Annotated in this window: 18 protein-coding genes and 1 tRNA gene; 12 read left to right on the forward strand and 7 right to left on the reverse strand. The window is 44.6% G+C overall.

Features of this window, described 5'->3' with window-relative positions; all coding sequences use genetic code 11:
• The coding region (locus tag IM477_RS20745) for a pentapeptide repeat-containing protein (RefSeq protein ID WP_287733302.1) at positions 1 to 200 on the reverse strand (200 nt) is incomplete at its 3' end.
• Between the two features lie 75 nt (positions 201 to 275).
• The gene (locus IM477_RS20750) at positions 276 to 566 is read right to left on the reverse strand and encodes a DUF2288 domain-containing protein (RefSeq protein WP_190358974.1); all 291 of its coding nucleotides are present in this window, start codon (positions 564 to 566) and stop codon (positions 276 to 278) included.
• A gap of 135 nt (positions 567 to 701) precedes the next feature.
• Here IM477_RS20750 and IM477_RS20755 point away from each other — a divergent pair, with 135 nt between their 5' ends.
• The 6 genes from IM477_RS20755 (at position 702) to IM477_RS20780 (ending at position 5652) form a co-directional block, all read left to right on the forward strand.
• Complete coding sequence (locus tag IM477_RS20755) at positions 702 to 1274, forward strand: TetR/AcrR family transcriptional regulator (RefSeq protein ID WP_287733303.1); 573 nt, start codon at positions 702 to 704, stop codon at positions 1272 to 1274.
• Positions 1275 to 1305: 31 nt separating this feature from the next.
• The gene (locus IM477_RS20760) at positions 1306 to 2589 is read left to right on the forward strand and encodes an ABC exporter membrane fusion protein (RefSeq protein WP_353845566.1); all 1284 of its coding nucleotides are present in this window, start codon (positions 1306 to 1308) and stop codon (positions 2587 to 2589) included.
• 173 nt (positions 2590 to 2762) lie between these two features.
• Positions 2763 to 3935, forward strand: coding sequence for an ABC transporter permease DevC (gene devC / locus IM477_RS20765; protein WP_287733305.1), 1173 nt, complete (start codon positions 2763 to 2765; stop codon positions 3933 to 3935).
• 18 nt (positions 3936 to 3953) lie between these two features.
• Entirely contained in the window at positions 3954 to 4673 is a 720-nt protein-coding gene (locus IM477_RS20770; RefSeq protein WP_287733306.1) for a DevA family ABC transporter ATP-binding protein, read from the forward strand.
• Between the two features lie 61 nt (positions 4674 to 4734).
• Positions 4735 to 4826: transfer RNA gene (locus IM477_RS20775), tRNA-Ser, on the forward strand.
• 19 nt (positions 4827 to 4845) lie between these two features.
• Entirely contained in the window at positions 4846 to 5652 is an 807-nt protein-coding gene (locus tag IM477_RS20780) for a radical SAM protein (protein WP_287733307.1), read from the forward strand.
• Here the strand turns inward: IM477_RS20780 and mrdA are convergent.
• Positions 5649 to 7523, reverse strand: a complete 1875-nt coding sequence (gene mrdA / locus IM477_RS20785) for a penicillin-binding protein 2 (protein WP_287733308.1) — start codon at positions 7521 to 7523, stop codon at positions 5649 to 5651. The two genes, IM477_RS20780 and mrdA, sit on opposite strands and share 4 nt — an antisense overlap.
• Before the next feature lie 597 nt (positions 7524 to 8120).
• Positions 8121 to 9230 (reverse strand): S-(hydroxymethyl)glutathione dehydrogenase/class III alcohol dehydrogenase, encoded by a 1110-nt coding sequence (locus tag IM477_RS20790; RefSeq protein ID WP_002735864.1) that lies wholly within the window; start codon positions 9228 to 9230, stop codon positions 8121 to 8123.
• An 83-nt stretch (positions 9231 to 9313) separates the two neighbouring features.
• On the opposite strand from IM477_RS20790, the gene IM477_RS20795 reads away from it, so the two are divergent.
• On the forward strand, positions 9314 to 12844 hold the full coding sequence (locus IM477_RS20795) for a CHAT domain-containing tetratricopeptide repeat protein (RefSeq protein ID WP_287733309.1): 3531 nt from the start codon (positions 9314 to 9316) through the stop codon (positions 12842 to 12844).
• Positions 12845 to 13004: 160 nt separating this feature from the next.
• Here IM477_RS20795 and IM477_RS20800 read toward each other — a convergent pair whose 3' ends face one another.
• Positions 13005 to 13355 carry a hypothetical protein gene (locus tag IM477_RS20800; RefSeq protein WP_002775598.1) on the reverse strand — a complete coding sequence of 117 codons (351 nt, stop codon included), beginning with the start codon at positions 13353 to 13355 and terminating at the stop codon, positions 13005 to 13007.
• Positions 13356 to 13664 carry a hypothetical protein gene (locus IM477_RS20805; RefSeq protein WP_353845567.1) on the reverse strand — a complete coding sequence of 103 codons (309 nt, stop codon included), beginning with the start codon at positions 13662 to 13664 and terminating at the stop codon, positions 13356 to 13358. It lies immediately after the preceding gene.
• 313 nt (positions 13665 to 13977) lie between these two features.
• Here IM477_RS20805 and IM477_RS20810 point away from each other — a divergent pair, with 313 nt between their 5' ends.
• The 4 genes from IM477_RS20810 (at position 13978) to metH (ending at position 20668) form a co-directional block, all read left to right on the forward strand.
• On the forward strand, positions 13978 to 14475 hold the full coding sequence (locus IM477_RS20810; RefSeq protein WP_287733311.1) for a DUF29 domain-containing protein: 498 nt from the start codon (positions 13978 to 13980) through the stop codon (positions 14473 to 14475).
• A 426-nt stretch (positions 14476 to 14901) separates the two neighbouring features.
• A complete protein-coding gene (locus IM477_RS20815) occupies positions 14902 to 15522 on the forward strand; it encodes a type I restriction endonuclease (RefSeq protein ID WP_287733312.1) in 621 nt (206 codons plus the stop codon).
• A 203-nt stretch (positions 15523 to 15725) separates the two neighbouring features.
• Positions 15726 to 16889 carry a SpoIID/LytB domain-containing protein gene (locus IM477_RS20820; RefSeq protein ID WP_287733313.1) on the forward strand — a complete coding sequence of 388 codons (1164 nt, stop codon included), beginning with the start codon at positions 15726 to 15728 and terminating at the stop codon, positions 16887 to 16889.
• Positions 16890 to 17104: 215 nt separating this feature from the next.
• Positions 17105 to 20668, forward strand: a complete 3564-nt coding sequence (metH, locus tag IM477_RS20825; RefSeq protein WP_287733314.1) for a methionine synthase — start codon at positions 17105 to 17107, stop codon at positions 20666 to 20668.
• Between the two features lie 120 nt (positions 20669 to 20788).
• Here the strand turns inward: metH and IM477_RS20830 are convergent, their stop codons facing one another.
• Positions 20789 to 21475 carry a hypothetical protein gene (locus tag IM477_RS20830; protein WP_287733315.1) on the reverse strand — a complete coding sequence of 229 codons (687 nt, stop codon included), beginning with the start codon at positions 21473 to 21475 and terminating at the stop codon, positions 20789 to 20791.
• A gap of 203 nt (positions 21476 to 21678) precedes the next feature.
• On the opposite strand from IM477_RS20830, the gene hisD reads away from it, so the two are divergent.
• The gene (gene hisD / locus IM477_RS20835) at positions 21679 to 22983 is read left to right on the forward strand and encodes a histidinol dehydrogenase (protein WP_079207808.1); all 1305 of its coding nucleotides are present in this window, start codon (positions 21679 to 21681) and stop codon (positions 22981 to 22983) included.
• The last annotated feature ends 179 nt before the right edge of the window (positions 22984 to 23162 follow it).

The following is a 23162-nucleotide window of genomic DNA, read 5'->3' on the forward strand; positions in this document are numbered from 1 at the left end:
AGAATCCCAAAGACAACTGCCATTAAAATAATTTCTTGAGTGCGGCTTCGTCCCGCCTTTACACCTGAAAAATTGGCTCCTTCAAGGTTGGCATTGGTGAAATCACAACCGCGAATATCGGCATTGCGAAAGTTTGATCCTGCAAGGTTTTCTCCTGCAAACGAGCGGTTGCTTAGACTTTGATTGGAGAAATTAGTCATAATCTCAAATTGAATTGCTATATATCATAACTACTCTAGAAGAGCCAAGTTTTTCAACAATTCCTATTTTTTCATCTAAACTACCGCCTGAATTAACACAAAAGGTTGCACGATTAGTGTATTAAAAAGGTTATCGGGATGGGAATTCCAATCGCTTAATTGCTCCTGTGTCGGTTTTTCTAGTAGTTTTTCCCCGATCCAATTCTGCACTTGAGCAACCTGATCACTGGCGATCGCTTCTGCCACTTCGATTAAATTGAGGGAATCCGAAACCACGATCAGCGCATCCCTTTGAGCATGGGGGATTAAGTCACTCCACTCCACTTCGGCTAATTCCTCTAATAACTGCTCGTGAATATTACCCATACTGTCAATCCTTGCGAAAAAGCTCGCTCAATAACGAATTATCCCCTTCTTCTAGCATACAGGCAAAGGGACGACCGATTTCCCCATTTATAGTAATGTTAAGCTAAAATATAACGAACGTTCGATATTAAACTTATGCCTAAGATAGTAGATGTAGAACAATACCGAAAAGAACTCCTCTTAAAAAGTGCCGAACTCTTTGCCGAGAAAGGCTATGCTAACATGACGACGAGAGAATTAGCGCAAGGATTGGGAGTGTCCACGGGAACGCTATACCACTACTTTCCCAGTAAAGCGGCACTTTTCGAGCAATTAGTCGAGGAGATGTGCCGGCAGGATGTTTTATTAGCTAAAGCCGAGATCGATCGAGGAAAAACCCTGACAGAAAAGCTAAAAATTCTCGGAAAATTTATGACTAATCGCGAGGATTCCTGCATCAAACAATTATTCTTATGGATTGATTATTCTCAATACCAAGGACGAGAAGAACTGCGTCGTAGTCAATTTTTTGAGCGCGTTGATCGCCGCTATCATCAGGCAGTAATCGAGATTTTAGGTATTAGCGATCCGAGTGTAGCTTGGTTAGTTGTCAGCGTTATTAATGGACTGATATTAGAGCGCCTGTGGTGCAATGAACAGATTGTGATCGATGAACAAATGGAATTATTAGGTAAAATTCTGACTACTTATTTGCAGAAAAACTGTTAACCCCCAACAATCACTTATTAACTAAAAAAATATGAAAGGTAAAACTTTTGTGAAACCAAATCAAAAGTTAATGATCGGGTTAATATTATTAGGCACAGGATTATTAGGAATAACCACCTTTTATAGTTTTTCCCAATTCGCCCCCAAACCCGAAACCAAAACCCCTGTAGTTGCGCCGCCCGCACCGCAAAAAATCACCGCTTTAGGCAGAATTGAACCAAGGACAGAAATTATCAGCATATCTGCCCCGATGTTGCTTGATTCCGATCGAGTCAAGCAATTATTAGTCGATGAAGGAGATAGCGTCAAAACAGGACAAATAATCGCCATTCTCGAAAGTCAGGAAAGATTAGAGGATAACCTGCGACAGGCACAAGAACAGGTGAAAGTAGCCGCATCCAAGCTAGAACAGGTGAAAGCTGGGGCAAAAGTCGGCGAAATCGATGCTAATGCCGCTAACGTGCGGAAAATCCAGGCACAATGGTTAGGGGATCAAGCAACCCAACGGACAACTATCCAAAGATTAACAGCGCAATTAGAAGGGGATAGGGCTGCCCAAAAAGCGACAATTGGCAAATTAGAAGCAGAATATCGCAATGCCAAAGCTGAATTTGATCGCTACGAAAAACTCTATCAAGAAGGGGCAATTTCCGCCTCTAGTTTTGATACTAAAAGACTGAATTTAGAAACCAGTAATCAACAACTAACAGAAGCAAAAGTTACCCTAGAGAGGATTGAAAGCACCGGTAAACAACAGATACAAGAAGCCAAGACTACCCTAGCCCGGATTGAATCCACCGGTCAACAGCAGATCAAAGAGGCCAGAGCCACTTTAAATCAAGTCTCGGAAGTGCGGGGAGTCGATGTGCAGGCAGCCCAAGCGGAGGTAAATGCTGCCCTAGTTGCCGTTAAAAAAGCCCAAACCGAGTTAAATCAGGCTTATATTCGATCGCCAATTACCGGCAAAGTGATTAAAGTCAATACCCGTATCGGGGAACAAATTAGCGATCAAGGAATTGTTGACCTCGCTGAAACCGATCGCATGGAAGTAATTGCCGAAATCTATCAAAGCGATATCGGGAAAATTCGCAAGGGACAAACTGCCACGATTACCGGATCGGCGTTTAAGGGCGAAGTTAGGGGAAAAGTGCGCTTAATTGCTTTAAAAGTTGACCAACAAAATATCTTCAGCAATCAACCGGGAGAAAACTTCGATCGCAAAGTGATCTCTGTCCATATTGCCTTAGATCGCAAAAACAGTCAAAAAGTGGCAGGTTTAACCAATTCCCAAGTAACTGTAACTATCAATGAGTAGGTTTTAGGGGAAGTGGGGAAGTGGGGAAGTGGGGAAGTGGGGAAGTGGGGAAGTGGGGAATTTCAACTAAAACCCCAAAACCCCAAAACCCCAAAACCCCAAAACCCCAACACCCCCCGCAACGCGCACGCAGTGACCACCCCAACACCCAACACCCAACACCCCAACCCCCAATGAAACTAACCCATCTATTCAAAAAAACGCCCCTATCTTGGTTACAGGTGACGCGAGAGAAAACCCGTTTGATCGTAGCTATTGCCGGGATTGCCTTTGCTGACTTCCTAATCTTCACACAGTTGGGGTTTCGGGATGCCTTATTTGATGCTTCCGTTAAACCCCATTATGTCCTCGATGCGGATTTAGTCCTGATTAATCCCCAATTCGATACCCTCTTTGCGGTGAAAAGTTTCTCGCGCGATCGCTTGTACCAAGCTAAAAGAGTCGAGGGCATTCAATCTATAGCCCCAGTTTATATTGCTTCGGCCCAGTGGCGCAATCCCGAAACTGCCCTAGAAAGAACTACTTTAGTCTTTGGTTTTGATCCCAGTCAACGGGTTTTTACTCTCCCGGAAGTTAATCAAAAATCCAGTGATCTGAAGATGTTAAATCGCGTCTTGTACGATCAAGCTGGTAGGCCAGAATTCGGTCCAATTGCCGATTTACTCCAGAAAAACCCCGATTTGAGAGTTCAGTTAAATAAAAAAGAGGTACAGGTAGCGGGAATTTTTACCCTTGGTGCCTCCTTTGCTGCCGATGGTAACGTCATTAGCAGTGATTCTACCTTTTTAAGGCTCTTTCCCGAACGTCAACCCCACGAAATCGATATAGGACTGGTGAAACTGCAACCGGGGGCAAATATCGAAGCAGTTAAGGCCAATTTACAGGCACTTTTCCCTAAAAATGAAGTAATTGTCCTTACTTTAAAAGAATTTGCTGAAAGGGAAAAAACCTATTGGGCAAATGGTACAGCCATTGGTTTTATCTTTGGTTTAGGTACAGTAGTCGGTTTTATCGTCGGTATCGTCATTGTCTATCAAATTCTCTATTCCGATGTCACCGATCACTTACCCGAATACGCTACCCTAAAAGCTATGGGTTACGGTGATTGGTATTTAGTCGGGGTTTTGATGCAAGAGGCTTTATTACTAGCGGTTTTGGGGTATATACCCGGGTTTATCGTCTCTCTCGGTGTTTATCATCTCGCTTCCTCCGCTACACTTTTACCCATAGTGATGACTACCGCTAGGGCGATCGAAGTTTTAATCCTGACAATTATTATGTGTATTGCCTCTGGAATTGTCGCTATGGGCAAATTAAGGACAGCAGATCCAGCCGATATTTTCTAAGCTATCAAGGGTGAAATAATGCTGATTTTTCAAAAAGAGCGAGAATTAGGGGATTTTAGCCCTAATGAACCCGTAATTGCCATTAAAGGCTTAAATCACTATTTTGGCACGGGGGAATTAAGAAAACAGGTTTTATACGATATCGATCTGGAAATTAAAGCGGGGGAAGTAGTGATTATGACTGGTCCTTCGGGATCGGGGAAAACTACTTTATTGAGTTTAATGGGAGGTTTGCGATCGGCACAAGCGGGCAGTTTAAAAATTCTCGGCCAAGAAATGTTAGGAATTGGTAAGGGCAAAATGCTGAAAATTCGCCGACAAATTGGCTATATTTTTCAAGCACATAATTTACTAAAATTCCTCACAGCGAAACAAAACGTTAGGATGTCTTTGGAACTGCACGAGGAGTTTTTAGAACAAGATCTCGATCAAAAAGCGGCGGCAATTCTGGAGTCAGTGGGTTTAGGCAACCGCGTTGATTATTATCCCCATGATCTATCAGGGGGACAAAAACAACGGGTTGCGATCGCTCGCGCCCTCGTCAGTCATCCCAAATTAGTCCTCGCTGATGAACCGACCGCAGCCTTAGATAAACAATCCGGGCGCGATGTGGTGGAAATCATGCAGAAATTGGCAAAAGAACAAGGTTGCACGATTTTACTTGTCACCCACGATAACCGGATTTTCGACATCGCCGATCGCATTGTCAATATGGAGGATGGTCGTTTAGGGGATTAACTGCCCAAAAATTACTTGCCAAAAATCGGCCTTTCATGTTAGACTAAAATAATGTCATCTTGGAGAGGTGGCAGAGTGGTCGAATGCGGCAGATTGCTAATCTGTTGTACGAATCGTAAGACCGTACCGAGGGTTCGAATCCCTCCCTCTCCGTATTTTTTGGGTAGGTTCGATGACTGCTCGCCAGGATTATTTCTGCTCCGTATATGGTCCGGTTGCCTCTTGGCGTTTCGGCAGCTCTCTGGGCATTGATCCGATTGGTTTAGTTTCCACCTGTTCCTTTAACTGTGCCTACTGTCAGTTAGGAGAAATTGAGCAAAAAACCGAGCAACGAAGAATTTTTATCACCAGCGAACAAATTAGCAGGGATTTAAGTGCCTTTGCCCCCTGGGACGTGGATATAGTCACTCTCAGTGGTAGCGGGGAACCCACCCTCGCCCTCAATTTAGGGGAAATACTGGCCACCGTCAAGGAAATAACCGAGCGGCCGGTGGCGGTCTTAACCAATAGTACCCTCTTGGGAGATGCCCAAGTGCGTCAAGACTTGAGCAAAGCTGATATCGTCGCCGCTAAAATCGATGCTGTTTCCGAGGCCCAATGGCGACGGGTTAACCGTCCGGTCTCCGGTCTGGATTGGCAGGAGCTTTGGTGGGGATTAAGACAATTTCGCCAAGAATGGTCGGGAAAACTAGCAATTCAAACCATGCTACTGGCCTCTTGGTCGCCCCAAGATCAAGACCGATACATCGATTTGATGCAACAGCTACAACCGGATGAAATTCAACTTAACACCCCGACCCGTCCCCGGGCAAGACAAAGACAATTAGAAACCCGTGGTAATAATCCCCTCAGCGCGGGCGACGGAATGCAAATTCTCAAACCCGTAAACGCTGAAATATTGGCGATTTGGGCGGAAAAAATCGCCACGGCCACGGGAATTACCGTGCGCTGTGTGCCACTTACCGCCACAAGTCTCTAAGGCTTCGGCCGGGGTTTTTCTTCTTTCGGCTTCACATTAAAATAAGCCTCCATTACCTGACGTACCATAGGTGCGGCCACTTTACCACCACCACCGCCGGAATGTTCCGCAAAGGCGACCACGACAATTTCGGGCTTGTCGAAGGGTGCGAAAGCTCCAAACCAAGCGTGGGACTTCCCGGGAGGTGCTTCTGCCGTGCCGCTTTTGCCCGCTACAGGCGGTAAAGCGGGGTCCGATAGGGCCCGACCCGTTCCTTCCGCTACCACGGCTCTCAGGGACTTTCTCAGGGTGTCTAGGGTGCTAGGTTTCATGTTCAAAGATTTTCGCCATTCCTTAACATCGCGGGCATCCTGTAAAAGGTGCGGTTTCACCAAAAAACCACCGTTAGCGGGGACAGCAAACATCACAGCTACCTGTAGGGGAGTTGCGAGGGTAAATCCTTGACCGATCGACATATTAATCGTATCCCCTACGGACCAATCCCAGTTTTTAAAATTACGCAGTTTCCAATCGCGATCGGCAATTAACCCCGGAGTTTCTTCCGCTAATTCTATCCCGGTTTTCTGACCGAAACCGTAGCGCCGAGCCATGGCAATTAAAGCCGGTCCCCCCACCCCGCGACCTATTTGACCATGAAAAGTGTTACTACTCATGGCCATGGCCCGGACAAAACCGATCGGACCAAAACCGGCGTGATTCCATTCTCCAAAAGCTGTCCCCCCCACATAAAGGGCGGCAAAGGTATTTAAGACCGTATTGGGGGGAAATTTCCCCGATTCCATGCCAGCAGTGGCAGTGACGACTTTAAAGGTGGAAGCGGGGGGGAATCCTTGCAGAGCGCGGTTAACAAACGGGTTGCCCTCCGCTTGTAGTTTTTTCCAAGTGGCGGTAGTAATTGGGGCCGAGAAAACATTAGGATCAAAACTAGGATAACTGACCATGGCCCGCACGGAACCATCCCGGGGATCGATCGCCACGATTGCACCTTTGCGTTTTCCTAAAGCGGCCTCGGCGGCTTTTTGGAGTTTTAAATCTAGTGTCAGGGTGACATCTTGGCCCGGTTTAGCAATTTTTTGGCCGAGAATTTGGATTACTTGTCCCGATCCGTTGACCTCTAACTGCATTCCTCCCCATTCTCCCCGCAATTTTGACTCGTAGGCGGCTTCTACACCCATTTTACCGACGACATCTCCCAATCGGTAGCCCTGGGGTCTTTTGGCTTGATATTCCTCCGGGGTTAGTTCCCCGGTATAACCGAGAATATGCGCCCCGATTTTACCATTGGGATAGTAGCGCACTGATTCCACGTCCACTTCAATGCCGGTTAATTCGTCCTTGTATTCCTCTAGGGCGATAATTTGGGCCGGAGTTAAACCCCTAGCGATGCGGATCAGGGTGGAGGGGTTTTCGTCCGCTTCGTTAATGCGTTTTTCTAGGTCGCTTCTGGGAATGCCTAAAATACTGGCTAAACGGTCAAGATTGAGTTTTTGGGCGGGATTACGCTGGGATTTGGGCCAAATATAGGCCGCATGGGTTAAGCGGGCTGTCGCCAAAACTTTGCCATTGCGATCGAATAAGTTGCCCCGGACTGGGGGTTTGGGAAGAATGCGAATCCGGTTATTTTCTGCCCTTTCTCGGTTAATTTGTCCTTGCTGCAGTTGTAAATAGGCTAAGCGTGAGCCGACTCCTCCTAGCAGGACAATGCTAATTAAGCCCATAATTAGCCATGACTGACGCTGACGACCGACTAGACGCTCTTTATCTTTGATTTTATTCTGTAATTTATTCGGCGCTGGCCGCGTCGGCGAGGTGAGCGGTTTTTTCGGTTTCAGTTTGACTTTGGTTTTTGATAGGAGTCCGCTATTACGCATTTGCTTAAAGTTAAAAATTTAAAAGTTATTAGTCATCAGTTAGGGACTTGCGTGGGAATAATATCCCAGCCAGAAAATCGCTCTGTAGAAGAATTAGACCGGCCAGATGGCACATTATCAAAGCGCAAGTCCCTAACATCTCGAAGGCTCTCGCCCTACTTAGGGTGATCAGCAAACCTGATCGATCGGAGGGCGCAAGCTTTGCGCCCCTACAGTAACGGATTTTGTCCACAATGTAGGGGCGAACTGCGTTCGCCCAAAAGGTACATTATCAAAGCGCAAGTCCCTTATCAGATTTGAGTTCTAAGTGAGTAGTTTTAAATAGCACTTTCCTGATGTCTTTTCACTGTTTACTGTTCACTGAAAAAGACGCAATACTAGGTGATTTAGCTCCTCTCTTGACTAAAGTTCAGGGTATCTGCAATATATCTTAACAAAATAAGTGTAAATACTGGGAGTGGAAGGAACCACTCCAGACACAGAGGACACAAAGATTGATCGCTTCTATAGTAAGTTAAAGAGAGCCTGGAAACTGGCGCAGACATATAGTTAAGAGTTTGTCAAGTGTTTCTTAACTATATCTAACATTATCCCTGTTCAAAATGTAATCACACTGCGGATAGAATCCCCTTGGCGCATCAGGTCAAAGGCCTCGTTAATTCTTGCCAGGGGTAGAACATGGGTGATTAAATCATCGATGTTAATCTTGCCGTCCATGTACCAATCGACTATTTTTGGTACATCTGTACGACCTCTCGCTCCACCAAAAGCCGTACCTTTCCAGACCCGTCCGGTGACTAATTGAAAAGGACGGGTACTAATTTCTTGGCCGGCCCCGGCTACACCGATAATAGTGGCAACACCCCAACCCTTATGGCAACATTCCAAAGCTTGACGCATAATCTGGACATTGCCGATACACTCAAAACTATAATCGGCCCCACCCTTAGTTAAATCCACCAGATAGGCCACTAAATCCCCCTCGATTTCTTGGGGATTAACAAAATGAGTCATCCCGAATTTGGTCGCTAAAGCTTGTTTCTGGGGATTGATATCGACCCCGACAATCATATCGGCCCCCACTAAACGGGCCCCTTGAATAACGTTTAAACCGATACCTCCCAGACCAAAAACCACCACTTTTGCCCCCGGTTCCACTTTAGCGGTATTAATCACCGCACCGATACCTGTAGTGACTCCGCAGCCGATATAACAGACTTTTTCAAAGGGAGCATCCGGGCGAATCTTAGCTAGAGAAATCTCCGGCAGTACGGTATAGTTAGCAAAAGTCGAGGTTCCCATGTAGTGATAAAGAGGCTGACCATCGAGGGAAAAACGACTGGTTCCATCCGGCATTACTCCCCGACCTTGGGTAAGACGAATCGCTTGACAGAGATTGGTTTTAAAGCTGAGACAGTATTCGCACTGACGACATTCGGGAATGTATAGGGGAATAACATGATCCCCCACTTTCAGGCTAGTGACACCTTCTCCCACTTCTACCACGATTCCGGCCCCTTCATGGCCTAAAATTGAGGGAAATAAGCCTTCAGGATCGGCCCCAGAGAGAGTATAGGCATCGGTGTGACAAACTCCCGTGGCTTTGATTTCTACTAACACTTCCCCCGCTTGCGGTGCTGCTAATTTTACCGTTTCAATAGTTAGGGGTTTTCCCGCTTCTAGGGCAACTGCCGCTCGAACATCCATAGGCTCAAAGCAATAGGTTTTTTCCAGTATAATAGCGTTAAACTGCTGAAGAGTTGTAATAGAACAATTCTAAACTTATCTCTATGTTAGTCCTCACCATCCGCGAAGAAGGAATTAACGATGGTGGCTTTACTGCTAGTCTCAATTTTGATAGCGGTAACAGCTACCCAATTACGGTTACTGACCCCTTTACTAACCAAGAAGAAAAAGACCTAGAATGGTACTTTGAGGAATGGTTAGTATTTCCGACGCTAGAGACGGATAAAGCGCAAAAAGCCGCCAACAGTGTCCAAAACTATGGCGAAAACCTATTTAAACAGGTTTTCCAGAGTAATTTAAATGCTTATGGGGAATATCGAGACTTGCGAAAGCAGTTAAGTCAACTGCAAATTATCATCGAAAGTCAGTCGCCAGAATTTCAAGCTTTACATTGGGAAGCGCTGAAAGATCCTGATTTACCGCGTCCTTTTTCTATAGATTGTATCATCTCCCGCCAGCGTCGAGGGGCTACAGTTGTCCCGGTGCAAATGGCCACTTATCCTACTATCAATCTTCTGGTGGTGATTGCGCGTCCTAATGAGGAATCTGATATTAACTATCGCACGATTTCCCGTCCTTTGGTAGAACTGGTAAATAGTAGTGAAATACCGGTAAAAATTGATATATTGCGTCCCGGAACTTATGAATCACTAACCAGACATCTGGATGAGAAGGGAGAAGGATACTATCATGTTATTCATTTCGATGTTCATGGCGGATTAATGGAATATGAACAGTACCAAAGACAGGTTCACGGGGATTCTTGGCGCTATCAAAGGGGATGGGGACTGGAGGATTTAGCAGAATATGAGGGAGTAAAAGCTTTTCTGTTTCTGGAAGGAGAAGAAAAAGGTCAAGCGACTCCGGTAGAAGCGACGGAATTAGCGAATTTACTCACTGGGAAAAATATCCCTATTTGTATTCTCAATGCTTGTCAGTCAGCAAAGCAAATTTCCCAGGAATCAGAAGACTATCGGGAAACCAGTTTAGGAAGTCGTTTGATGACTGCGGGAATGCAAGCAGTGGTGGCGATGGGATATTCGGTGACGGTTTCTGCAGCTAAGTTGATGATGAAACCAATTTATCAGCAATTATTGAACGGAAAAGACCTAACGGAAGCGATGCGAAAGGGACGGTTAGAGTTATTCAATAATAAGCAACGCCGCGCCTATTATAATACGATAATAGATTTAGAAGATTGGTTATTACCGGTGATTTATTGTCGCGGTAAAATTAATCTCAATTTGCGTCCATTTACTCCAGAAGAGGAGGAAAAATACTGGGAACATATCGGCAATCAATATGTCTTTCCTTTACCAGAATACGGCTTTGTGGGAAGGGATTTAGAAATTCTCAAGATGGAAAAGGCGCTGCTGAAACATAATATCCTTTTACTCAAAGGAATGGGAGGGACAGGAAAAACTACTTTACTCAATTATCTACGAGAATGGTGGCAAAAAACCAACTGGGCGACCCATATTTTCTATTTTGGTTATGATAGAAAAGCTTGGACTTTAGAACAGATTGTCCATGAAATCGGTCAGGGAATTTATAATCGTTTTGAACAGGCGAGTTTCCAAGCGATGAACCTGAAAGCGCGAGTAAGGAAACTAGAGCAAAAACTCCGCAGTGAGGCGTATATTCTCATTTTAGATAATCTGGAGTCGGTGACGGGACAACCGTTAGCAATTCAGAATACTTTACCGGAGAATGAAAGGGAAGAAATCGCCGAATTTCTCAAGAATTTGGTCGGGGGAAAGACGAAGGTGATTTTGGGTTCTCGCAGTGAGGAAACTTGGCTGCAACGCAGGACTTTTAAGGAGAATATCTATCACTTACAAGGATTAGACCAAGAGTCGAGAACTGAATTAGCGGAGAGAATCTTAGAACGTCAGGCGAAGAGTCGGAAAAATGCGATTAAAAAGGATAATTATTTTAAGCGCTTGATGAAGTTGTTGGCGGGATATCCGTTGGCGATGGAAGTGGTATTAGCGAATCTGAAGCGACAGTCACCGGAGGAGATTTGGCAAGGGTTACAGTTGGCGGAATTAGCTGATGTGGGGGATGAGGATAAGACTAATAATATCATCAAATGTGTGGAATATTCCCACAGTAATTTGTCGGAGGAGGCGCAGAAGTTGTTACTCTGTTTAGCGCCTTTTAGTGGGTTTATTTTCAGGGGTGTTATTCCTATGTATAGCCAAAAACTACAGCAATTAGAACCTTTACAAGGTTATCAATTTGACCAATTTGATGCAGCGATTGAAGAAGCGATTCATTGGGGTTTGCTTTCGCCGATGAGTGAAGAAATGCCGAGTTTTTTGACTATCCAACCCATTTTTCCCTACTTCCTGAAGACGAAGTTAAAGGAATTAGCACCAGAGACACAAGCAGCAATTTGGGAGGGTTTTAAGAATCATTACCGAGACTTGGCAGGTAATTATAGTAACTTACTAAATTCCAAAAATCCGCAAGAGAAGCAGTGGGGGATATTGTTCTGTCGCTGGGAGTATGAAAATCTGTTTAATGCGTTGCAGATTTGTTTGGAGAAGCAGGAAAGTTTTGGATTTTTTACTTGCTTAGATAATTACTATAAAGTCACTTCTGATTCAGTAACTAGAGCAAAATTCATGGAGAGTTTGTGCCAATCGATAGAAAAATATCCTCCTGAATTTTTGCAAACTGAGTTTGGTTATGAAATGGGATTTGCATTTCATAGGTATGGAAGTGGACTGCTAGACATAAAACAATATAACTTAGCCAAGAATTACTATGAAAAAGCTTTGCAAGCATATCAATCACTAAGTCAAATAGAAGAAAGGACAAAACAATCTTACATATCTACAACCCTGCACCAGTTGGGATATTTAGCGCAAAAATTGAGGGAATGGGAGCAAGCCCGAAGCTACTACCAGCAAGCTATTGAGATCAAGATTGAATATGGCGCTGCCGGAGGCACGCAAAGCGCCCGCTATGAGCAAGCCAGCACCCTGCACTGTTTGGGAATCGTAGCGCAAGAATTGAGGGAATGGGAGCAAGCCCGAAGCTACTACCAGCAAGCTATTGAGATCTACATTGAATATGGGGATCGCTTCTCCCAAGCCAGCACCCTGCACCATTTGGGAGTCGTAGCGCAAGCATTGAGGGAATGGGAGCAAGCCCGAAGCTACTACCTGCAAGCTATTGAGATCTTTATTGAATATGGGGATCGCTATGAGCAAGCCGGAACCCTGCACCAGTTGGGAATCGTAGCGCAAGAATTGAGGGAATGGGAGCAAGCCCGAAGCTACTACCAGCAAGCTATTGAGATCCTCATTGAATATGGGGATCGCTTCTCCCAAGCCAGCACCCTGCACTGTTTGGGAAGGTTAGCGGAAGAAGTTGGGGAATTGAGCCAAGCCAAAAGTTATTACCTGCAAGCCTTACAAATTTGGGCAGAATTTAACGATAATTACACCATACAAACCTATTCTTTGCCTCGTCTTGTTGCTCTTTATCAGCAAACGCAAGATGAGGAGATTCTTGTCGGTATTGCTTCTGTTTTCGGGGTTGGGGTTGAGGAGGTGATGGGGTGATGATCCTCCCTCACTCCCTCACGAACCTGGCTTGTTGTTGCGCTTCAGCGCTAACTATTTCGGGCTTGCTGAAAAAGTAAGGGCGAAGCATTCGGATAGGAAATCTACGGTTTCAGCGATAGGTTATTGCCCGAATGCTTCGCCCCTACAATGTTGTGATCTACGGATGAGGTGTAATAGCGAGAATGGTGATTTCCCCCGAATGAGGTCCATAGCACCAGAAAATTCGATAGGCTCCCGGTGTATTCTGTTGGGCGTAGGCTTCAAAAACCTTCTGTGTTGAATCATAAGGGTTGTCGAGGGAATTAAATTCGTGGGTTTTTAGTCCTGGATGTCTTGGGTTTGTACTGAGGAGCTTGAGGGCTTTTGTTACCTGTTTGTAGAGACCCTCTTGTTTCGATGCTTTTGTCCTACCTTGAGCCAGGCGAGTCTTTTGAGCCTGTTCCGCTTCTGCTCGCAATTCAGATAGAGTATTTCGAGCTTCCTGTGTCTGTCGTAAAGAGAAATTCAATTACTCCTCGACTTCTTCAGGAATAGATTCAGCAAACTCAAGCATAGCGTCTAAATCGACTGTTTCTTCAGCGAAATCTCCCGTGCGGGCTTCTGCGAGTCCCCGTTTGAGCGACTCGCGGACACTAGGATTCTGAAAAGCCCATAGTTCTCCCTCTGGAATCGCCACCATGGGAACCAAAAGAAGTTCCCCGCTTGTATTCATCAGTATCCGATAGTGACGGTTGCTACATTGAGTCCCAAGGCTAATCCGTCCGCAAGCATCAGCCTGAATATCTTCTTTAATGAGCGAAAAATTCTGATACTCCATCACGTCTCCTCCTCTCTTCATATACTTATTCTAGATAAGTTACCCAATTTGGGCAATAGGGTTATGTCCATTTAGCTTCTCACTACCTAAAGAAAACAGGTTAAACTTGTTCGGGCTAGAGCCTTGACAACAAACCTAGTTTGTAGTCGAAGCTCTCTTCGCTAAATTCTCTCCCCTTTCCTTGTAGGAGAAAGGCCAGGGGAGAGGTCAATAATTAAGAACCCAATGCGATCACACTATCTGGTAAAGATCAAGTATAATAATAAATATGAAGACCAAATTATTCATCTACCGTTAACTTAATGAAAGCCAAATGAACTTATCAAAACAATCGGACATTCAAGAAAATCCCACAACACTTTACGAACAAGATCTTCAGTTGTGGATTGAGCAAACTATTCATCAATTACAGAATCGACAGTTTGAACAACTGGATATAGAAAACTTAATTGAGGAGTTAAAAGATTTGGGTAAGTCAGAGAAACGCGCCTTAGAGAGCAACTTAATGGTCTTGTTGATTCACTTACTCAAATTAAAGATACAGCATGATGCTCCTGAGACAATGAAAGCAAGTTGGTATAATTCAGTAGATGAGCATCGCCAGCGCGTTCAAGATGATTTACTTAAGACTCCCTCTCTTAAATCTTATCTCTTAATCTCCATCACACAAGCCTATTCCAGCGCTCGTAAAGTCGCCATCAAACAGGGTAAACGCGCTCAATTTGGTATTCGTATTCCCCAAGAAAGTGAGTATCCCCTCGCTTGTCCTTTCACACCTGAACAGATTCTAAATGAGGACTTTTACGGGTAAAAACGAAAGTAAACATTATCAATAATAAAACCATGAAACCAGAATATGACCTTGCCAACATGAAAAATCGCCCGAATGACCTAATCCCCCTTCCCTGGGAAATAAGGGGGGAATAAAGTTTTTAACACCTAACTACTTATATCTCAATAAATCTCTTGGATAAATCATAGCAAAGTGAACCTTTCATGTACTCTAAATTAAGGAGAAGACGATGGCTAATCTGGATGATGTAGGAAGAGCGAAAGCAGCTGATAAAAACCTGAACGATGCTAACCGAAGCGATGTGCAGGTAAACAAAACAAGACCATATCCTTAACTGTTCTCTCTGATTTAGAGCAGTTAACCCTGTCAGTAACGGATATTTTGCTTGGTTAAATTAAAAATAGCAAATTACCATTAACGTAAATCTTAATTAAGGAGGTAAATATGGTTCAATTTTTACAAGCAAAAGAAGTCACTTTCAGAGATTTCATTAATCATTTTCAACTACAGTTTATAGAAGATGAGCATTTTTTTGGGGAATGGCAGCAAGACCTAGAAGCAATCTCTGAACAAGAAAAAGAATTGTTAGATAAAATCAAAACAGGTTATTTTAACTTATTGAATTATCCTCCCTTTTTGGAAACTTCGGTGAGGATGACGGTTTTAGACCCATTATTATTTATTGGTAACTTTTATCTATTTCCCTTTCACATTAAAGCAGAAGAGTCTGTTGAAATTATTACAAAAGAGCAAGATTTAATAATTAAAGGAAGGTTAGATACTTTAATTCTAAAAGAGCAATTATGGGTAATGATTATTGAATCAAAACGGGTTATTTATTCCGTTGAAGTAGGTTTACCGCAATTATTAGCTTATTTAATGGTCAATCCTCATCCCAACCGTCCTAATTATGGAATGTTGACCAATGGTTCCGAGTTTTTATTTGTTAAATTATTATGGGACGGTAAACCTTTATACGGAACCTCTCGTTTATTTGCCATGAGAAATCCGGGGGATTTATACGAGGTTCTCAAAATCCTTAAACATCTCTGTCAACTAATTTGAGTATCAAGATAATCAGTACCTACAAAATCATTACTCTCCTATTTCCCTCTGTTGTATAATTTGCTCTGAAAGGAACAAATCAGAGGCATAAATAAAAATTATCAGGATTTTTTCGGCTTTTCTTGACTATTTCAGCCTTATTTGTCCTAACAAGCTCAAGAATACGAGATTTTTTCTCTAGAATTGCCCGGCCTGAGAGGGGAATGATAAAGTTAGATAAGAAAATTAAAGATGGTGTGATTAAAGTGAAATTTGCTGCTAGTACCTATTTTTCCCTGCTGCGCCATTGTGCCGTTCCTTTGCTGTCGATCGCCACTTTTACGCCAATTCTCTTAACTTATTTAGCCAAGGAAAAACCAGAAACCCCGCAAGCGCAGGCAAATCTAGAAACTGCTGCCTCCCCTGCTCCTATTATCCCATCTCCGATCGCACCCTTAACCGCACCATCGCCGAAACTATCCCCCTCTCCCCAATCTTCTGCGACTCCAAAATCAGCACCCTCTCCCCAATCTTCCCTCTCCGCACCGAAAAAATTAGCAGCATCGGTTCATTCCCCTAATACTTCCCCTAATACTTCCCCCGCTGCCGCAGCCAAACCGGTAACTAGACAACCCTTAGTGGTTCCCGCTAATTATACGCCGCCGGCCATAGAAATTCGCGTGGCGATCAAAAGGGATGTGGCCAGTGTTTTGATTGGAGTTAACGGACCTGCGGTGATCACAGATCGCCAAGGTCGCGGTTTAAAAACGATTGCCACTAACGAGGGTTTACCGGTCATTCCAGATGCCAAGGGCTTAAAAATGGGCGATTTATCGCTGCCAGAGGTGATTTTTGTGCAGCCCACCAGTGCCGATGGTTTAGTTTATGTGGATGATAGTTGGTATCGGGGCAAAATCCTCCTTGTCGCCCAAGGCGATCGCTTGTTAGTGGTCAATCATGTTAATTTAGAGGCCTATCTCTATAGTGTGGTGGGTAGTGAAATGCACTCCACCGCGCCAATGCACGCTTTAAAGGCACAGGCGATCGCCGCTCGTTCCTACGCCCTAGTACATATAATCCGCCCCGCTAATGCTTGGTTTCATCTGGGCAATAGCCAACGCTGGCAGGTATATAAAGGCATTCGCTCGGAGTATCAATCGACTCACCAAGCGGTTAATGCCACTGCTGGGCAGATTCTCAGCTATAAAGGGGGTGTAGTCGAGTCTCTTTATGCCGCCACCGATGAAATTGTCGCTTGGGCCCACGGTGGTCGCGGCATGAGTCAAACTGGGGCTTATAAATTAGCGGAAAAAGGCCTAGATTATCAACAAATTCTCGGTAATTATTATCCCGGAGTTGGTTTAGCCCGTCTAGTTCTACAAAATTAGATTGATAGGCTTTCTCGATCGCTGGTGCTAGGCTGTTGACTATAGCAGGGAGAAATAGTTGAGCATTTGTACTAAAATTCCCAACAGCTTGCCGACCTGTTTCTTCTAGTTGATAACTGATCACTGATAACTGATCACTGAAATGCCGACCATAGCAGATTTCTAGTAACCGTATTACAATAAACTTTCAAAATGCTATAGCAGTAAATCTCTCTATGAATAGCCCCTTTCTCGACTACCTCAACGGCCCCAAGCATCCCGTCCTCGTCTTTGATGGGGCGATGGGAACTTCCCTACAAAGCCAAAATCTGACGGCCGAGGACTTTGGTGGGGCAGAATACGAAGGTTGTAACGAGTATCTTGTCCATACTAAACCTAGCGCCGTAGCCAAAGTCCACGAAGCCTTTTTAGCCGTGGGTGCGGATGTGATTGAAACCGACACCTTTGGGGGAACCTCGATAGTTTTAGCCGAGTACGATTTAGCCGATCAAGCCTATTATCTCAACAAAACCGCCGCCGAACTGGCCAAGGCTTGCGCTAATAAATACTCTACCCCCGAAAAACCCCGTTTTGTGGCGGGTTCCATGGGGCCGGGGACAAAACTGCCCACTTTGGGTCATATTGACTTTGATACGCTCAAAAATGCCTATGTGGAACAGGTAGAGGGTCTGTACGATGGCGGGGCAGATTTATTATTAGTAGAAACCTGTCAGGATGTCCTGCAAATTAAAGCGGCTTTAAATGCTATTGAAGAAGTATTTCAGCAAAAAGGTCAACGATTGCCCCTCATGGTTTCAGTGACGATGGAAACCATGGGAACGATGTTAGTAGGAACGGAAATTAACGCCGTTGTCTCTATTTTACAACCCTATAAAATCGATATTTTGGGACTTAACTGCGCCACCGGTCCCGATTTGATGAAACCCCATATTAAATATCTCTCGGAAAATTCCCCTTTTATTGTTTCTTGTATTCCTAATGCTGGTTTACCGGAAAATGTCGGCGGTCAAGCGCACTATCGCCTCACTCCCGTAGAATTAAAAATGGCTTTAATGCACTTTATCGAAGATTTGGGAGTACAAATTATCGGCGGTTGTTGTGGTACTCGTCCCGACCATATTCAAGCTTTAGCGGAACTAAGTCAGGGTTTAACTCCGAAATCTCGTCATTATCATTATGAACCATCCGCCGCTTCTATTTATAGTACCCAACCCTATATTCAAGATAATTCTTTCCTGATTGTCGGGGAAAAATTAAACGCCAGTGGTTCTAAAAAATGTCGGGAACTGCTCAATGTTGAAGACTGGGATAGTTTAGTATCGATGGCGAAAGCGCAGGTAAAAGAAGGGGCGCATATTCTCGATGTCAACGTCGATTATGTGGGCCGGGATGGGGTGCGCGATATGCACCAATTAGCCTCTCGTTTAGTTAATAATGTCACCCTACCTTTAATGTTAGATTCCACCGAATGGGAAAAAATGGAAGCGGGGTTAAAAGTAGCGGGGGGTAAATGTATCCTCAACTCTACTAACTACGAAGACGGGGAACCGCGTTTTTATCAAGTCTTGGATTTAGCGAAAAAATACGGCGCGGGGGTAGTAATTGGAACCATTGATGAAGAAGGAATGGGACGCACTGCCGAGAAAAAATTCCAGATAGCTAAACGGGCCTATTATGCGGCGATAGAATACGGAATTCCTCCCTACGAAATCTTTTTTGATCCTCTAGCTTTACCGATTTCTACCGGTATCGAAGAAGACCGAGAAAATGGCAAGGCTACCATCGAAGCAATGGGCCGAATTCGCCAAGAATTGCCAGAATGTCACATTCTTTTAGGTGTGTCTAATATCTCCTTTGGCTTGAATCCGGCAGCGCGTCAGGTATTAAATTCCGTCTTCCTTCACGAAGCGATGCAGGTGGGTATGGATGGGGCAATCGTCAGCGCTAATAAGATTCTTCCTTTGGCAAAAATTGAACCAGAATATCAGCAAATTTGTCGAGATTTAATCTATGATAATCGTCGTTTTGATGGCGATATATGTGTTTATGATCCCCTGACCAAATTAACCGAATTATTTGCGGGTAAAACCACTAAAAAAGACCCCTCTAGTAATGCTAATTTACCCGTGGAGGAACGATTAAAACAGCATATTATTGATGGGGAAAGATTGGGACTGGAAGACGCTTTAAAGCAAGCTTTACAGGACTATCCACCCCTAGATATTATTAATATTTTCCTCTTGGATGGGATGAAGGTAGTGGGTGAGTTATTTGGTTCAGGACAAATGCAGTTACCTTTTGTTCTCCAATCTGCCCAAACTATGAAAGCAGCTGTTGCTTTTTTAGAACCCTTTATGGAGAAAAAAGAGGGGGATAATAATGCCAAAGGGACTTTTATTATCGCAACAGTTAAAGGGGATGTTCACGATATTGGTAAAAATTTAGTTGATATTATCTTGACAAATAACGGCTATAAGGTGATTAATTTGGGCATTAAACAACCCGTAGAAAATATCATCGAAGCCTACCAAGAACATAAAGCCGATTGTATCGCTATGAGCGGTTTATTGGTGAAATCAACGGCTTTTATGAAGGAAAATCTAGAGGTTTTTAACGAAAAAGGAATCACCGTTCCTGTTATCCTTGGCGGGGCAGCTTTAACTCCCAAATTTGTCCATGATGACTGTCAAAAAACCTATAAGGGACAGGTTATCTATGGTAAAGATGCCTTCTCTGACCTGCATTTTATGGATAAATTAATGCCCGCTAAAGCTGGGGGTCAATGGGATGATAGTAAAGGCTTTTTAGCGGAGTTTGCCGAGGCAGAAAAAAGCCCGGTTGTTGCCGAAGAATTAAAGGTTAATCCCGATACTATTTTTACCGATGGCAGCGTCAACCAAGAATTAGTTATTGATACCCGTCGGTCCGAAGCGGTGGCAGTTGATATTCCCCGACCAACACCGCCCTTCTGGGGTACTAAAATATTAACAGCAGCAGAAATTCCCATCGAGGAGGTTTTCTGGTATTTAGATCTACAAGCTTTATTTGTCGGTCAATGGCAATTCCGCAAACCAAAAAGCCAATCGAAGCAAGAATACGACCAGTTTTTACAGGAAAAAGTTCATCCAATTCTAGCAGCATGGAAAGAGAAAATTGTCAAGGAAAATTTACTAAACCCCACATTAATTTATGGTTATTTTCCCTGTCAGTCGTCCGGTAATTCCCTCTTAATTTACGATCCCGAATCGATAGAAGCGGGCGAAAAACCCGAAAATCTGCAACCGATCGCCATTTTTGAGTTTCCTCGCCAGAAATCCGCTCGTCGTCTCTGTATTGCTGACTTTTTCGCCCCGCAGGAATCCGGTATGATCGACGTTTTCCCGATGCAAGCGGTGACAGTGGGGGAAATCGCCACGGAATACGCTAAATCTCTCTTTGATGCCAACCAATACACCGAATACCTCTATTATCACGGCATGGCTGTCCAAACCGCCGAAGCCATGGCCGAATGGACCCACACCCGCATCCGTCGCGAGTTAGGTTTCGCAGAGTTCGATCCCGATAATATCCGCGATATACTGCAACAGCGTTACCAGGGTTCTCGCTATAGTTTCGGCTATCCCGCTTGTCCCAATATTCAGGATCAATACAAGCAACTAGCTCTGTTAGGATGCGATCGCATTGGGATGTCTATGGACGAAAGCGAACAATTGTACCCAGAACAATCCACCACCGCCATTATCACCTATCACCCCACCGCTAAATACTTTAGTACCTAATCAGTTATCAATGATCAGTTATCAGTTATCAGGTGTGAGTTTTTATCGGTAAAACCCCACACCCCACACCCCGCACCCCACACCCTACCCCCAGGAAAAGCTTTTTGCCGCAAACCCTAATTAGGGCAGCCATTCCAGTAAAATTCCTAGGGAGCTATCTTTACGGGCGCGGGAATTTTGGGCTTGAATATCGGCGGCTAAACGTAAATTAGAGGTAATCGCATAACCAACCGAAAGAGTAGTCAATCCCACCTCGTTAGCACCCCCCGGTGAGATAAAACTCTGACTGACGGTGATATCTGCTGCCCCCGTGCGAGAAAGGGCTAATTTGAGCTTTAATCCTAAGTTAAGCCCATCGGTGCTGTAATTTTCTGTCTGAATGTAACGATAGCCCACCATGGGAGCCAGATTGACATAATCACCCAAAGGGAGGAGATAGTATTGTAAATTGGCTCCTATTGCCGTCCTTTTGCCGTTAAAAGCCGTCTGATAATCGCCGCTTAGGGTTAAACTGGTTTGACCGAAAAACACATCTTCTACCCCCAAAATCACGCCACTGGAATTATCGCTAGAAGGAAACTCTGCATATCCTAAACGGATACGAGTGCGAAAACTAGGATCGCGGCGAATATCTTCGGCGATATCGGGTATTTTTTCTAACCAACGCTCTAAAACCGGGCTTTCTTGCCGAATTTTCGGGTCTAGGTCTAACTCCGTTTCTGCCCACACCGGACCAATCGCCCCCCATAATAAACCAAGAGCGATCGCATTTATAGAACAGCAAGAGAGCTTAAACATGATCTGCATTATACCCAAGGAGGCAGGGGGCAAGAGGCAAGAGGCAAGAGGCAAGAGAAAGAATCTGGCAATAAAGCTTTTAGCTTAACAAATTACTGGTTACTGTTTACTGATCACTGAAAAGCCGGCACTCCCCCAAAGGTTACAATAAAAATAAAGATTCAGATTCCCCGTTATTCTTGAGAGGACGGGGGGCAGTAGGAGCAGCAATAGTGGTTAGAATATTAAAACTTTCGCAATTAAGTAGCGCAGAACGGGCAAAACTTCAGAAAAGAGCCGAGTTAGATATTGATAACGCCCTCAAAGTCGCTCAAACGGTCATAGAAACCATCCGCGAACGGGGGGATGCCGGCGTTGTGGACTATGTGCGGCGTTTTGACTACGAAGGTGCGACGGTAGAAAATATCAAAGTCAGCGAGGCAGAATTTGAGCGGGCTTTTCAGTTAATTGAACCGGAAGTAAAAACTGCCATTGAACAGGCTTTCCGGAATATTCAAGAGGTACATCGTCGCCAAATGCCGGAAGAAACACTACTGGCAGAAATTGAAACCGGTGTCTTTGCCGGCGAAAAAATCTCTCCTATCCCCAATGTGGGTTTATACGTTCCCCGGGGCCGCGGTGCTTTTCCCTCGATGATGTTAATGTTAGCCATCCCGGCAATGGTGGCAGGAGTGGAAAGAGTTGTCGTTTGCACTCCCCCCGATAAACAGGGCAACGTCGAACCCGTTTCTCTGGTGGCGGCGCAGATGGCTGGAGTCAGAGAAATTTATAAATTAGGGGGCGTACAAGCGATCGCCGCTTTGGCTTTGGGAACAAAAAATATCAAAAGGGTTGACAAAATTACCGGTCCGTGTAGCGTCTATGGGGCGGCGGCCAAACGGTTACTGTTCGGTACTGTGGATGTGGGTTTGCCGGCCGGTCCAAGTGAGTCGATAGTTTTGGCCGATGAGTCCACCGATGCCCGTTTAGCGGCCTTGGATTTATTAATTGAAGCGGAACACGGGGCGGATTCGGCGGCTTTATTAGTCACCCACTGTGAAGATTTAGCGATCGCTGCTAGTGAATATGCACAGGAATACCTGCAAAAACTCCCGGATTGGCGACGGGAATTCTGTGAGGCGGGTTTAGCCGCCTATGGGGGCATAATTTTAACCGATAGTTTGCAGCAATCCCTCGATTTTGTCAATGAGTACGCCCCGGAACATCTAGAGGTTTTAGTTAGTAATCCTTTTGCCATTCTGGGCAAGATTAAAAATGCTGGCGAAATTCTCCTGGGAAATCATACTCCTTCCTCTATGGCTACCTACGCCATCGGAGTCAATGCTGTGCTGCCGACGGGAAGTTTTGCCCGTTCCTATTCGGCGGTTTCGGTTTATGATTTTCTCAAGCGCTCCACTTTGGCTTATGTCACCCCTGAAGGCTTTGAAAAGTTAAAAGAAACCACGAAAACTTTAGCCGAGTACGAAGGTTTTCCCGCCCATAAATTAGCAATTCAACACAGGGAAATTTTACTCTAAATACAGGGAATAGGAAACGGGGAATAACTTAGATATGTAGGCAAGCTTATTTTTTAAATTCAGAACGTAGGTTGGGTTGAAGCATGAAACCCAACGCCCGATTATGTTACGCTACCGCTAACCCATCCTACAAATAATTGTGCCTCCCTACTTAAAACACCTGAAGAAATTGCTAAAAC

It is taken from the genome of Microcystis sp. M090S1, from assembly GCF_020246295.1.
In the GTDB taxonomy this organism is placed as follows: Bacteria; Cyanobacteriota; Cyanobacteriia; order Cyanobacteriales; family Microcystaceae; genus Microcystis; species Microcystis aeruginosa.

What these genes read in the sequence shown, in the direction of transcription:
- IM477_RS20750 (WP_190358974.1), bottom strand. Translation starts at nt 566, where the DNA reads ATGGGTAATATTCACGAGCAGTTATTAGAGGAATTAGCCGAAGTGGAG.
- IM477_RS20755 (WP_287733303.1), top strand. Translation starts at nt 702, where the DNA reads ATGCCTAAGATAGTAGATGTAGAACAATACCGAAAAGAACTCCTCTTA.
- IM477_RS20760 (WP_353845566.1), top strand. Translation starts at nt 1,306, where the DNA reads ATGAAAGGTAAAACTTTTGTGAAACCAAATCAAAAGTTAATGATCGGG.
- devC (WP_287733305.1), top strand. Translation starts at nt 2,763, where the DNA reads ATGAAACTAACCCATCTATTCAAAAAAACGCCCCTATCTTGGTTACAG.
- IM477_RS20770 (WP_287733306.1), top strand. Translation starts at nt 3,954, where the DNA reads ATGCTGATTTTTCAAAAAGAGCGAGAATTAGGGGATTTTAGCCCTAAT.
- IM477_RS20780 (WP_287733307.1), top strand. Translation starts at nt 4,846, where the DNA reads ATGACTGCTCGCCAGGATTATTTCTGCTCCGTATATGGTCCGGTTGCC.
- mrdA (WP_287733308.1), bottom strand. Translation starts at nt 7,523, where the DNA reads ATGCGTAATAGCGGACTCCTATCAAAAACCAAAGTCAAACTGAAACCG.
- IM477_RS20790 (WP_002735864.1), bottom strand. Translation starts at nt 9,230, where the DNA reads ATGGATGTTCGAGCGGCAGTTGCCCTAGAAGCGGGAAAACCCCTAACT.
- IM477_RS20795 (WP_287733309.1), top strand. Translation starts at nt 9,314, where the DNA reads ATGTTAGTCCTCACCATCCGCGAAGAAGGAATTAACGATGGTGGCTTT.
- IM477_RS20805 (WP_353845567.1), bottom strand. Translation starts at nt 13,664, where the DNA reads ATGGAGTATCAGAATTTTTCGCTCATTAAAGAAGATATTCAGGCTGAT.
- IM477_RS20810 (WP_287733311.1), top strand. Translation starts at nt 13,978, where the DNA reads ATGAACTTATCAAAACAATCGGACATTCAAGAAAATCCCACAACACTT.
- IM477_RS20815 (WP_287733312.1), top strand. Translation starts at nt 14,902, where the DNA reads ATGGTTCAATTTTTACAAGCAAAAGAAGTCACTTTCAGAGATTTCATT.
- IM477_RS20820 (WP_287733313.1), top strand. Translation starts at nt 15,726, where the DNA reads ATGATAAAGTTAGATAAGAAAATTAAAGATGGTGTGATTAAAGTGAAA.
- metH (WP_287733314.1), top strand. Translation starts at nt 17,105, where the DNA reads ATGAATAGCCCCTTTCTCGACTACCTCAACGGCCCCAAGCATCCCGTC.
- IM477_RS20830 (WP_287733315.1), bottom strand. Translation starts at nt 21,475, where the DNA reads ATGCAGATCATGTTTAAGCTCTCTTGCTGTTCTATAAATGCGATCGCT.